Annotated in this window: 13 protein-coding genes and 1 tRNA gene; 5 read left to right on the top strand and 9 right to left on the bottom strand. The window is 63.9% G+C overall.

What is annotated here, in order from left to right; all coding sequences use genetic code 11:
* Positions 1 to 56: 56 nt before the first annotated feature.
* Complete coding sequence (locus ACH79_RS12780) at positions 57 to 1163, bottom strand: Spy/CpxP family protein refolding chaperone (RefSeq protein WP_246738511.1); 1107 nt, start codon at positions 1161 to 1163, stop codon at positions 57 to 59.
* Complete coding sequence (locus ACH79_RS43835) at positions 1160 to 1354, bottom strand: hypothetical protein (RefSeq protein ID WP_246738510.1); 195 nt, start codon at positions 1352 to 1354, stop codon at positions 1160 to 1162. The genes ACH79_RS12780 and ACH79_RS43835 overlap by 4 nt, the downstream gene beginning before the upstream one ends.
* Positions 1355 to 1643: 289 nt before the next feature.
* On the opposite strand from ACH79_RS43835, the gene ACH79_RS12775 reads away from it, so the two are divergent.
* On the top strand, positions 1644 to 2612 hold the full coding sequence (locus tag ACH79_RS12775; protein ID WP_161851341.1) for a ketopantoate reductase family protein: 969 nt from the start codon (positions 1644 to 1646) through the stop codon (positions 2610 to 2612).
* A gap of 29 nt (positions 2613 to 2641) precedes the next feature.
* Positions 2642 to 3424, top strand: a complete 783-nt coding sequence (locus ACH79_RS12770; RefSeq protein WP_161851340.1) for an SDR family oxidoreductase — start codon at positions 2642 to 2644, stop codon at positions 3422 to 3424.
* An 84-nt stretch (positions 3425 to 3508) separates the two neighbouring features.
* Here the strand turns inward: ACH79_RS12770 and ACH79_RS12765 are convergent, their stop codons facing one another.
* Both ACH79_RS12765 and ACH79_RS12760 read right to left on the bottom strand, forming a co-directional pair.
* On the bottom strand, positions 3509 to 4267 hold the full coding sequence (locus ACH79_RS12765; RefSeq protein WP_161851339.1) for an aspartate/glutamate racemase family protein: 759 nt from the start codon (positions 4265 to 4267) through the stop codon (positions 3509 to 3511).
* Between the two features lie 39 nt (positions 4268 to 4306).
* Entirely contained in the window at positions 4307 to 5002 is a 696-nt protein-coding gene (locus ACH79_RS12760) for an alpha/beta family hydrolase (RefSeq protein ID WP_161851338.1), read from the bottom strand.
* 237 nt (positions 5003 to 5239) lie between these two features.
* Here ACH79_RS12760 and ACH79_RS12755 point away from each other — a divergent pair, with 237 nt between their 5' ends.
* On the top strand, positions 5240 to 7087 hold the full coding sequence (locus ACH79_RS12755; RefSeq protein ID WP_161851337.1) for a di-heme-cytochrome C peroxidase: 1848 nt from the start codon (positions 5240 to 5242) through the stop codon (positions 7085 to 7087).
* 81 nt (positions 7088 to 7168) lie between these two features.
* Here the strand turns inward: ACH79_RS12755 and ACH79_RS12750 are convergent, their stop codons facing one another.
* Positions 7169 to 7411, bottom strand: a complete 243-nt coding sequence (locus ACH79_RS12750) for a hypothetical protein (protein ID WP_161851336.1) — start codon at positions 7409 to 7411, stop codon at positions 7169 to 7171.
* Positions 7412 to 7640: 229 nt separating this feature from the next.
* Between ACH79_RS12750 and ACH79_RS12745 the strand changes: the two genes are divergently transcribed.
* Complete coding sequence (locus ACH79_RS12745; protein WP_161851335.1) at positions 7641 to 8603, top strand: alpha/beta hydrolase; 963 nt, start codon at positions 7641 to 7643, stop codon at positions 8601 to 8603.
* A 76-nt stretch (positions 8604 to 8679) separates the two neighbouring features.
* Here the strand turns inward: ACH79_RS12745 and ACH79_RS12740 are convergent.
* A tRNA-Arg gene (locus ACH79_RS12740) sits at positions 8680 to 8756 on the bottom strand.
* 629 nt (positions 8757 to 9385) lie between these two features.
* Here ACH79_RS12740 and ACH79_RS12735 point away from each other — a divergent pair.
* Complete coding sequence (locus tag ACH79_RS12735) at positions 9386 to 9922, top strand: PRC-barrel domain-containing protein (RefSeq protein WP_161856337.1); 537 nt, start codon at positions 9386 to 9388, stop codon at positions 9920 to 9922.
* Between the two features lie 138 nt (positions 9923 to 10060).
* On the opposite strand, the gene ACH79_RS12730 is transcribed toward ACH79_RS12735, so the two are convergent.
* The 3 genes from ACH79_RS12730 to ACH79_RS12720 are packed head-to-tail and all read right to left on the bottom strand — an operon-like array spanning position 10061 to position 12097.
* A complete protein-coding gene (locus ACH79_RS12730; RefSeq protein WP_161851334.1) occupies positions 10061 to 11020 on the bottom strand; it encodes a tripartite tricarboxylate transporter substrate binding protein in 960 nt (319 codons plus the stop codon).
* A 59-nt stretch (positions 11021 to 11079) separates the two neighbouring features.
* Positions 11080 to 11448 carry a dimethylsulfonioproprionate lyase family protein gene (locus ACH79_RS12725; protein ID WP_161851333.1) on the bottom strand — a complete coding sequence of 123 codons (369 nt, stop codon included), beginning with the start codon at positions 11446 to 11448 and terminating at the stop codon, positions 11080 to 11082.
* Positions 11449 to 11458: 10 nt separating this feature from the next.
* Positions 11459 to 12097, bottom strand: a complete 639-nt coding sequence (locus ACH79_RS12720) for an RraA family protein (RefSeq protein WP_161851332.1) — start codon at positions 12095 to 12097, stop codon at positions 11459 to 11461.
* Between the last annotated feature and the right edge of the window lie 72 nt (positions 12098 to 12169).

The raw sequence follows: 12169 nt of genomic DNA, 5'->3' as shown, positions 1-12169 counted from the left end.
CATGTTGTTATGCCGAACCATAGGCCGGGATCGCAGGCGTTGTCACCGCCTCCGAACTAGCGGCGGCTGCGCCGTTGCATCATGTCCGCCCTGTCGGCGAAAGATGTCCGCCGCGGGCCGATGGCCTCGAACTGCGCCTTCTGCTCGTCGTTCAAGGTGACATAGAAGTCATCAAGCGCGGTGCGCACCTGCTTGACCGCCTGCAGCATGACATCGAGCCGCTTGCCTGCGGCGGCGAGCCGCGCGGACGGCGTGGCGGCCTCTTCGGGCCGGCATGATGCGTTCAGCATCTCGCTGGCCTTGGTGCTAGCGTTCTGCAGGGCCTTCAGGCCGGTGCGCTGCACGTCAGTCGGCTGCAGCCTTGCATCGATTTCCTCGGTCGGCCATTGCAGGGCCGATGATTGCGCGACGTCGCAGGGCCGCGCCAGGGACCTGCTGCGGCGCCTTTCGGCTTTCCGTTCCTGTTCTTCAGCGACGGCGTTCAGCCGCGCTTTCTGCTCGTCGTTCAGAAGACTGTAAAACCTGTCCAGTGGCGCCTGCACGGTCGCGACACCTGATATCATCGCCTCGATGCGCTGCTGCATCGAGGCCAGCCGGCCGGACGCCGTCAACGCGATCGACGTCGGGCATGCCGCCTTGATCTTCTGTGCAGATGTCACCGACGCATTGGCAAGATCGTCGAGGGCTGTGCGCTGCGCTTCGGTCGGTTCGATCGTCTGCGCAATCAGGTCGATCGGGAGCCCTGCGATTTCGCGGCTGTCTTCACCGCATAACAGCGCCAGCCGGTCCGGTCCGCCGCCCGGAGAACCGCGCGGCGGCAGGTAGCCGGTAAGGCCCTGATAGTCGTAGGGCCCGAACAGGCCGGCATAAATATCGTCGTAGCCATAGTACCAGAACGGCGCGCCGACATTCGGTCCCCAAAGCGTATAGTCGTAGATGTCGTAATAGGCGAACGGCCAGAACAGCGGCCCGACCCAGCCGTACCCGCCATTGCCGTGCCGCCACCAGCCGCCACCCCTGCCGCGCCCGTATTGCCACCCTGCCAGTGCGGCGCCCGCGGTCACGCTGGCCCGCATGGCGGGACTATGCAGCGCAGCGGTGTGGCGATAGCTGCGGGCGAGTGCGCGCGAATTCAGCGCGCGGCCGCTGCCGGCAAAGTTCATGCGATGTGCAGAGAATGAACGGTGTGCAGAGAATGAACGGTGATGCGCCCTGAATGAACGATGATGCGCCCTGCCGTGAAAATGGCCGCCATGATGACGCCCGCCGAAATGATGGCCGTGACCATGTCCGCCACCGCGATGGCCGCCGCCATGATGGCCGCCGCCACGACCACCGCCGTGGCCACCACCATGTCCTCCTTTCGCGATCGCGAAGTCCGCCACGCACAGCGCCGTTGCGAAGACAATGGCGGCAATTCCCACGGCGATCCTTGACATGGCACGTCCCCTCATCGTCGCATGTCCCATTATCACTAGGCCGCAAGCTTGACGGCATGTGGGCGAACGCCGACCGAATGCCAAAAGTTCCCGCGCCGACAAGGCCGCGTGCGCCGCAACCCAGCCTGTGCGGCGAGCCGGTTGCGCCCGATCAAGGCTTGTGAAAACTAGCACGGCCATTTCCCCCAGCAGGATTTCCTATCCATGCGGATTTGCATTTTCGGTGCGGGCGCCGTCGGCAGCCATTTTGCGGTGCGGCTCGCGCTGGCGGGCCATGACGTTTCCTGCGTGATGCGGGGTGCGCATCTGGATGCCGTGAAAGCGAACGGGCTGACGCTGCGGGTTGGAGATGGCGAGTTCAAGGCGAAGGTGCGTGCATCGAGCGATCCCGCGGCGCTGGGCCGGCAGGACGCTGTTATCTGCACGCTGAAGGCGACAGCTCTCTCCAGCCTCGCTACCGGCCTGCAGCCGCTGCTTGACGACGATACTGCGGTCGTCTTTGCGCAGAACGGTATTCCCTGGTGGTACGATATCGGGCTCTCGCCAAAACATCCGCCGGTGCCGGATCTGGCTTTCCTCGATCCGGCCGGGCGACTGCGCGCAGCGATCCCGAAAGAGCGCATCGTCGGCGGCGTGGTGTTTTCATCGAACGAAGTCGTCGCGCCGGGCGTGGTCGCCAACCTCTCGCCGGAGCGCAACCGGCTGCTGATCGGCGAGTGCGACGACCGCCAGAGCGAGCGAGCCGCAAAGCTGCGCATGGCGCTCAACGCCGCCGCGATCGACTCGCCCGAAGTCGCGCAGATCAGGGAGACGATCTGGTCAAAGCTGTTGACCAACATGTCGATGTCGGTTCTCTGCCTCCTGACCGGGCAGACCGCGCGCGCCGTGCGCGATGATCCTGACCTTGCCGACATCGTGCCGCGCCTGCTCGACGAGGCCAACAGCATAGCCCGAAGCTGTTTTCCCGAGGTCAAGCGCGTGACCCGCTCCGGTCCGGCGCCGGATCACAAGCCGTCGATCCTGCAGGATTACGAACTCGGCCGCGCCATGGAGATCGACGCGCTGGTCCGCGCGCCCGCCGCCTTCGCGCGCGCCGCCGGACTTTCGACACCGATGCTCGACATGATGGGCGCGCTCACCATCCGCCAGGCGCGCGACAAGGGGCTGTACTAGGCCAGAGAACAGCAAGGGGAAACCGCATCATGCACGTCAAGGGCAAGGTCTGTGTCGTCACGGGAGCCGCCAGCGGCATTGGCGAAGCGGTGGCGCGCGCTTATGCGGAGGCCGGAGCACGCGGTGTCGTGGTCGCCGATCTCAAGACCTCGCGCGAGAAGCTCGCCAAGGTCGCGGGCGATATCGACGGACTGCCGATCACGGCCGATGTCGGACTGGAGGAAGACATCAAGGCGCTGATCGCTGCGGCGGAGGACAAATACGGTCCGGTCGACGTGTTCTTTTCCAACGCCGGGCTTTCCCGCAAGGGCCAGGAGACCGCGTCGGATGCCGACTGGGACGTGAGCTGGCGTGTTCATGTCATGAGCCATGTATTCGCGGCGCGCGCGCTGGTGCCCGGCATGCTGGCGCGCGGCTCCGGCTATCTCCTCAACACCGCTTCCGCCGCAGGCCTGCTGGCGTCGCTGAACTCGATGCCCTACGGCGTGACCAAGAACGCCGCGGTGGCGCTCGCCGAGCATCTCGCCATTCAATATGGCGACCGCGGCATCCGCGTCTCCGTGCTGTGCCCGCAATCGGTGCAGACAGCCATGACGACGCCCGGCCCGAGCGCTGCAAGGGTCGACGGCGTGCTGCAACCGCCGGAAGTGGCGCGCATGGTGATCGAGGCGATGGCGGAAGAACGCTTCCTCATCCTGTCGCACCCGCAGGTCGCCGAATACATGCAGCGCAAGGCTTCCAACCGCGACCGCTGGCTAACAGGCATGCGGCGGCTGCGCGACAAGATCTACGGCGCGCCGCAATCGGTCTGACCACCGTCATTGCCTGCGACAAACGCGAAGCGTTTGCGCAAGGGAGCGCAAGCGACGAAGCAATCCATCTATCCCAACGCTGTTCTATGGATTGCTTCGCTTCGCTCGCAATGACGGCTCCGACGGCGAGAATTGTTCCAAGAGCCCTGTGTAATTCTTCACGCCCGGCGACGCATAAGAACCGCGCCGCGACGTCGTCAGCTTCAGCCCGGCCAACGCTTCGGCCTGCTTCACCGCCGCCGCCACGCCATCGACTACGGGCACGCCGAATTTCCGCGACAGTTTTTGCGAGAGATCGGCCATGCCGGCGCAGCCCAGCACGATCGCTTCCGCACCCTTGTCGAGCGCGCGGGCAATCTCGGCTTCAAGCTTGGCTTCGGCACCCGAGCCGGGCTTGTCGAGATCGAGCACCGCAACGTCGCAGGCGGTGACCTGCACCCTCTCCGCAAAACCGTAGCGGCGCACCAGCTCTTCCAGCGGCACGATCGAGCGCGGCAGCGTAGTGACGACGACGATGCGCTTGGCGATCTGGCCTGCCGTCACCAGCGCCGCCTCGCAAATGCCGACCACCGGAAAAGGCGCGGCGGTCCGCGCGGCGTCGAGCCCGGTATCGTCGAAACAAGCGACGATCGCCGCATCGGCGTCCGGCGCATTCATCAGCGCCTGGATCAGGCCGGGCACGGCGAACGCCTCGTCGTAATAGCCTTCGATCGAGACCGGCCCCATCGCCGAGGTCATGGCAATTATTTCGGTGCCGGATGCGGCGACAGCGCGCGCGGCGGCGCCGATCGTTTCGGTCATCGCGGCGGTCGTGTTCGGATTGACGATCAGGATTTTTGTCATTGATACATCGTAGCCAGGATGGCGCGCGGCGCAACTCTGTCATCTGAGAGCTTGGGCCACAACCTCCTCCACCCACGCCGCAAACGCATCCAGCGCCTCATCCAGCACCGCGCGATCGTTTCGTCCCGAGCTCTTCAGCACATGAAAGGAATGATCGGCGCCATCGAGCAGATGCAGCGTCGCCCGCGATCCCAGGCTTTGGACGACCGGCTTGAGCAGGCTCAATTCCGCCAGCGTGTCGCGCGTGCCCTGCAGGAACAGCATCGGGATTTTGACGTCGGCGAGATGCCCGGCCCGCTCGCTGGAAGGCTTTCCGGCCGGATGCAGGGGAAAGCCGAGAAACGCCAGCCCGCGAACGCCGGCCAAGGCTGACTTCGCCTGCGCCTGCGACGTCATGCGCCCGCCGAACGATCGGCCGCCCGCGATCAGCGGCAGCGCGGGAAAGCGCCGCCCAGCTACCGCCACCGACGCCCGCACCGCGGCGTGCGCGACCGCGGGCGGATCGGGCCGCTTGCTGCCTTTCTCCATATAGGGAAACTGGTAGCGCAGCGTCGCAATGCCGCGTTCGGCAAGGCCCGTGGCAACGGTTTCCATCGACGCATGGGCCATGCCGGCGCCGGCCCCGTGCGCGAACACGTAACAGGCGCGAGGCTGCGGCGGCTCGATCAGCAGCGCGGAAACCGCCTGATCGGAGCCCACCTCAATCCGGAGCGATTGCGCCTCGGCTGCCGTCATGTGATCTGGCTGACATTCAATGGCATCATCGGCACTTTATACTGGAAAAGCCGGACCGAGAGACCAACCATCAAAATCACCCGAGCGCGAAGAAGCTGGATTTATGGACAGACCTATGACGCCACTATAAGATGGGATCATATTCAATCGCACGCCGAGGGTGATTCGCCTTGCGGCGTTTTTTGATAACAGACCGATATTGCGCGCGAGCAGCGCGGTTTTAGGAAGGGGCAGGCCATGCGGGGCAGGAGGATTGCAAAAATCGTGATCGCGCTGGCGGTCGTCGGCATCGGTTACGCGGTCTTCAAGGACGACATCGCCAAGACCTGGCAGAATCTTCACGTCAAGATCGTGGAGCATCCGACCCCGAAGAAAACCGTCTGGCTCGACCAGGGGATCGATAAGGAAACGCTGAGCTGGTTCTATCACGCCGACCAGGGAACGCGGACCTTCGGCTTTCCCTATAAATGGTTCATGGCGCTGGAGCAGCCGACGATTCCCTGGCTCTTGTTCACCTCGCCCGGCCTGTTCAGCGACCCCGCCTATCTCGATCGCTACGGCTTCATTGCCGACACGATCATCCCGGGCAAGACGGCGCTTCCGATCGGGTTTGCGGAGGGCACCCCGATGCTGGACCCGACCGGGGCGACGTGGAAGAATCCGCGCGACAAGAAGGAGATGAACGGCATCGGGCTGACCTGCGCGGCCTGCCACACCGGCAGCCTCACCTATAACGGCACCGCCGTCGTCATCGACGGTGGGCCGGCGCTCACCAATCTCTTCGCGATGAAGCAGGGCATGGGCATCTCGCTCCTGCTGACGCGGGTGTGGCCCGGTCGCTTCAGCCGCTTCGCCGACGCCGTGCTGGGACCGGACTCCACCGTCGACGAACGCGAGACGCTGAAGACCCAGCTCGATCAGGTGCTCGCGCAGTACAAGCGGGTCAAGAATCTGGAAGAACGCGTCGCCTCCCAGAGCATTCTGGAGGGTTACGGACGGCTCGACGCGCTGAACCGGATCGGCAATCAGGTGTTCTCCATCGACCTGAACAAGCCGGAAAACTATGCCGGCTCCTCCGCGCCGGTGCATTTCCCCCGGATCTGGAACACGCCGTGGTTCGACTGGGTGCAGTACAACGGCTCCATCATGCAGCCGATGGTGCGCAACGCCGGCGAATCGCTCGGCGTGTCGGCGGAGCTCAATCTGACCGAACCGTCGAAGGGACTCTACAAATCGAGCGTCAACATCAAGGCGCTCGACGACATGGAGATGATGATAAAGGGCAAGAAGCCGCCGAACGCGAAGGACGGATTCTCCGGCCTGCAATCGCCGAAATGGCCGGGCAACATCCTGCCGCCGATCGACCAGAAACTGGCCGACGAGGGCGCCAGGCTCTACAAGACCCATTGTCAGGAGTGTCACCGGCCGCCGGTGACGAGCGCGGAGTTCTACGATTTCAACAACAAGGACTGGTGGACCAAGAACGAGGCCGGCGAAGCGATCCTCAAGGTCGAGAACGTTCCGATCTCGCATATCGGAACCGACGACGCACAGGCCGCCGACATGCTGGCCCGTACGGTCGCGGTGCCTGAAAATCTCGGCATCAAGAATCCCAGCTTCGCATTCGCGCTGGGCGAACTGGTCGAGAAGACCGTCAATTACAGCTTCGACCAGAAGAAGCCGCCAGTCAGCGAAGCAGAGCGGAAACGAATCGACGGTTACATGCCGAACGAACTCCGCGGTGAACTGGCCTACAAGGTCCGTCCGCTGAACGGGGTCTGGGCGACGCCGCCCTATCTGCACAACGGCTCGGTGCCGACCATCGACGACCTGCTCGGTGACCCCGAGAAACGACCGAAGAAATTCTTCCTCGGCAGCCGCGAGTACGACCCCGTGAAGCTCGGTTACAAGACCGATCCGATCAAGAACGGATTTCTATTCGATACCTCCATTCGCGGAAACTCGAACAGAGGCCACGAATTCCGGAAGGACTACAACAAGGACAAGGAAATCAAGGGCGTGATCGGGCCGGAGCTGTCGGAGGGCGATCGGAAGGCGCTGATCGAATACCTCAAGACGCTCTGAGCCGTTGGCGCTACCACGGCCGGTGTCCCGGCTGTGGGCCGTCCATCTGCACGTCGACGTCGCCGCAATCGAACGGCTGCATTACCTGCTGGCAACCAGCCGCAGATGCGGCTTGATCGTCTCTTCGAGTTCGGCCTTGAGCTGGTGCACGCGCGGATCGCCCGAGCGCGCCGCGCAAACCGAATATTGGTTGACCGAGCACGCCAGCGCGTGCCGCTCTTCGGCGGTCCGCGTCACCTGCGGGCTGGACAGTTTCAGCACCATGCCGCCGAGATGCACCAGCATTTCGTCGAGCGCCCGATCCAATCCGGAAATTTGATCCATCACACACTCCCTCTGGAGGGAGTAATGAGCGGTGTGCCCCAGCCGTTCCCGTGCACGCTTGTTTAAGGATAACCAGAAGTAAACGGCGCCCCGATTCTACCAACGCGCCTGCTTGCAGGAATCGTTATCAATTGAGGGAAATCGGCGGGTCTGGGCGGCGTCCAGCGCAATTGCCGCAGCCATGCCCGTTACCTATTCTGGCATTCCATCGCTCCTCGTGAGGTCCCGCATGATTCCGCCGCTCGATCCCGTCGTCGCCCAGATCATTCCGCTGCTGCCACTGCGCGATCCCACGACGATGACGCCGCAGAGCGCACGCGATGCGCTGCGCGCATTGGCGGCCGCGCGCGCGGCGGTTCCGCCGCCACCGGTGATGAGCGCGGAGGATATCAAGGTGAAAGGCGCAGCCGGTTTCCTGGCCGCGCGGGTCTACCGGAACTCAAGCGACAAATCGCCGACGGTCGTGTTCTTCCATGGCGGCGGCTGGGTGGCCGGCGATCTCGAGACCCATGACCGGCAGGCGCGCTGGCTCGCGATCGAGACCGGCGCGGTCGTGGTCTCCGTCGATTATCGCCGCCCGCCCGAGGTGCGCTTTCCCGGCGCATTCGAGGATGCCTTCGCAGCCACCCGGGACGTCATCGCCCGCATCGCCGAATTCGGCGGCGATGCGGCGCGCGTCGGTGTTGCCGGCGACAGCGCAGGCGGCAATCTGGCGGCCACCACCGCCATCGCCTGCCGCGACGCCGGCATCAAGCTCGCAGCGCAATTCTTGGTCTATCCCGTCACCGACGTCGCCGGAAATTTCGCCGACGCCAGGGAGAACGGGCGCTTTCCCTCACGCGCCGAAAACGCGGACGGCTATTTCCTCACCCGCGCCACCATGGAATGGTTCTGCGGCCATTACCTCGAAGACGGCGCCCACGGCACCGACTGGCGCGTCTCGCCGCTGCGCGCCAAAAACCTCACAGGCCTTGCGCCCGCCATCGTCTGCACCGCATGGTTCGATCCGCTCCGCGACGAAGGCAAGGCCTATGCGGAAGCGCTAAAGGCCGCCGGCGTGCCGACCAGCTATTACGACGGCCTCGGCCTGATCCACGGCTATTTCGGGCTTGGAGAAGCCTCGGAGACGGCGAAGCGCGAGGCGCAACGCGCGCGAGCGGATTTCAGGGCGTTGTTGGAGAAGGGCGTATGAGTGACGGCCCACCCCGGCCGCCAGCTAATTGCTCCGGGACCAGAAGAGAAAATAAGACTTCATTGCGCTAATGAACTGGCGATCCCGGGAAGACTCGAACTTCCGACCTACGGTTTAGGAAACCGTCGCTCTATCCGGCTGAGCTACGGGACCGCGGACCTGCTCGGACAAGCAGGTGCTTGGGACGCTTCATAGCAAAGCAGGTCTGGCATCGCCAGCCCTCTTCGCCAGGCCGCCAGACGCAAAAGCGCAGGCTGCGCAGATGTCTCAGCGTCGTCATGGCCGGGCATAGCCGTCTGAGGGACGGCGTCGCTTCCGCTCGCCTACGTCCCGGCCATCCACGCTCTTGTCAGGCGGAGACGAAGACGTGGATGCCCGGGACAGGCCCGGGCATGACGGATTTGCCGAAATCGGGTCACATATTTTGAGGAGCAGCGGGCCAGCAAAGAGCGCTCACGCCGGGAACGGGTTAGATGTCAGCGCGTACCGATGCGTTGGTGTCGCAGCAAGAAACCGGCAAAATAACTGCGTCCATCGTTCTCCGTTGCGGCCGGTTACCACCCGGCATGAGCCGATATTTCAACGCAGACCGCGAGAACATGTTTCCGAACCAAGGCGCAATAAGTCCGTTAGCGAGCGGACTAGTTTTGCCAGCCCGGCCCTGCCTGCCGGTATCGCTGCGCCGTCGCTTCAGGCCTGTTTCGAAACTTCTCCGAAACGCTCAGGAACATTCGCGCATGCGCCCTGTTCTAGGAGCATCGATCACTTTCGAGGAGGATAAAATGCAGAAGATCTTAGCTGCGGCTCTCTTGAGCGCCGCCGTGTTCAGTGCTCCCGCCTATGCGCAGTCGCCCCAGCCCGCGGATAAGGCCGCGCCTGCCGCGACCAGCGCCGGTGCCCAGGAAAAGATGATGCTCAAGGGCAATTGGCGCGCGTCCAAGCTCATGGGCCTCGACGTTTATAATGAAGCCAACGAGAAGCTCGGCGACATCAACGAGCTGATCCTCGACAAGAACGGCAAGGTCGCTGCCGTGGTCATCGGCGTCGGCGGCTTCCTGGGTATGGGCGAGCACGACATCGCCGTTTCCATGGACAAGCTCAAATTCATCGAGGAGCCTGTCCGCACCAGCTCGACGGCGACGACAACGACGAAGGACACCGCGACCGCGCCGCGCGAAACAACCACCGGCGCGGCCACGACCACCACGACAACGCGCACCAGCGACGCGAACGACTGGACGCCGGATCACGCGATGATGAGCGGCACCAAGGAGCAGCTCAAGGCGATGCCGCAGTTCAAATATTCAGACTACAACTGAGGCGTCTGACGCTTTGATGATTAAGGCCCCACCCTGTGGGGCCTTTTTCATGAGCATGGTGCCTGGTTGAAGCAAAGACGTGGATGCCCGGCACGAGGCCGGGCATGACGAAGATGACGGAATTAGCGTCCCACCGCGCTACGCCTTGATATTGTTCTCTCGCACCACCTGGCCCCAGATGCCGACCTGCTTGGCGAAGAACGCCGAAAATTCCTTGCCGTCGGCGAGCAGCAGCGTCATCTGCTGCGTTTCCTGCAATTGTTTCGCCACCGCCGGTTCGCTCAGAATCTCCTTCACCGATTTTGCCATGGCGGCAATGATATCGGCCGGCGTGTCCTTGGGCGCAAAGATGCCCCACCAGGCCAGCGTCTCGAAATCGGGAAAGCCTGCCTCGATCGCGGTCTGGGTATCCTTGAGCACCGGCATCCGCTCGCGCCCCATCTGCAGGATCGGCCGCAGCATGTTGGTGCCGAGCTGCGCCGTGATCAGCGCCGCCGATCCCACGATCATGTCGACATGGCCGCCGAGCACGTCGTTCATCGCCGGGCCGCCGCCGCGGTAAGGCACATGCGTGATCTCGACGCCGGCCTTCTTGCCGAGCACCGTCATCGCCAGATGGCCGAGCGTACCGATGCCGACGGAGGCGTATTTCACCGCGCCGGGCTTGGCCTTGCAGGCCGCCACCACGTCGGCAAAGGTCTTGTATGGCCGCTCGGCATTCGCCGCGACGACATAGGGCGCAGTGCCGACCAGGAACACCGGCACCAGATCCTTTTCGACATCCACCCCCGGCTTTTCCAGGATCGAGGGGATGACCGCGTGCGAATCGAAGGTCACCAGGAACGTCGCGCCGTCGGGCGCGCTCTTGGCGACCTGGATGGCGCCGAGCGAGCCAGCCGCGCCGGACTTGTTTTCCACCAGCACGGTGCGGCCGAGTTTCGTCTGCAGGTGGGACTGCAGCAGCCGCGCCAGCGCGTCGGTCGATCCTCCCGGTGGGAACGGCACCACCAGCGTCATGTTTTTGGCCGGCTGCGCCAGCGCGGGCGTCACCGCAAACGCGGCTGTCGCCGCAAGCAAGTTGCGTCGTGAAATCTTCACCAAAGCTCTCCTCCCATGGCCGCCCGCGATTTTTTTGTTCTTGTTTCGCAGGCTTGTTTTTAAGTGCCGAAGCCGGACCCGGCTTTCTTGTACTCGGGCCGAGGCGGGCTGAAGATGTCAAGCACGCGGGCGCCTTCCGGTCCAGCCCGCATCGTATGCGGCACGTTTCCCGGCGTCCGCCAGAAATCGCCTTTCTTGACCGGAATTTCCTCACCGCCCTGAACTCGGATGGCCGAGCCATCGAGCAGCACGCCCCATTGTTCCTCGGGATGATGATGCAGGGTGCCTTGCGCGTGCGGCGCCAGCGTCACCACCGACAGCATCGCGTGCTCGCCAGAGAAGATTCGTGTCGTGACCCCGGACGCGAGTTCGCGGAACAGGCCGTCGGCCGGATTATCCAGATTGTGAAATTCGTCCTTCTGACTCATCGTTCCTCCCTCAGGATTTTCCGTAGCTGCCCTGGTAGCGGCCTTCGCGAATCGCAAGCAACGTATCCTCTTCGCGCGCGATCTGGGCGCGGACCGCTGCCAGCAGGCCGACTGCGGTCGAAGCGGGAAACGACACCACGCCGTCCTCGTCGCCGACCACGATATCGCCGGGAGAAATCACCGAACCGCCGATCGATACCGGCACATTGATTTCGCCCGGACCGCTCTTGTAGGGCCCGCGGTGGATCGCGGTGCGGGCAAAGCATGGAAAGTCGGAGGCGGCGAACGCCGCGACATCGCGGATCGCACCGTCGATTACATAGCCCGCGGCGCCTTTGTATTCGGCGATTGTCTTCATGATTTCGCCCACCAGCGCCCGCGTCTCGTCGCCGCCGCCATCGACCACGATCACGTCGCCGGGCCCAACCAGTTCCAGCGCCCGATGGATCGCCAGATTGTCGCCCGGCCGCGTGCGCACAGTGAAGGCGACCCCCACCAGCCGCCCGCCGCGATGGAAAGGCCGCAGCCCGACGGCGCCCGGAAGGCGGGCGAGATTGTCAGAGATGATCGAGGTCGGCGCGTCCCTGAAAGCTTCGAGCAGGTCGGGTGCGGGCTTCGGCACGCTGGTCATGGCCGTGGTGATGGTCATAAAAACTGTTTCCCTCCTGCGGCTCCGGTACGCCCGGCACGAGGGCTCCAGACCAGCCGCCACATGATGACT

The organism is Bradyrhizobium sp. CCBAU 051011, assembly GCF_009930815.1.
Lineage (GTDB): Bacteria > Pseudomonadota > Alphaproteobacteria > Rhizobiales > Xanthobacteraceae > Bradyrhizobium.
Note: the sequence above shows the minus strand (reverse complement) of the source record. Positions and strands in the feature narration are given on the sequence as shown.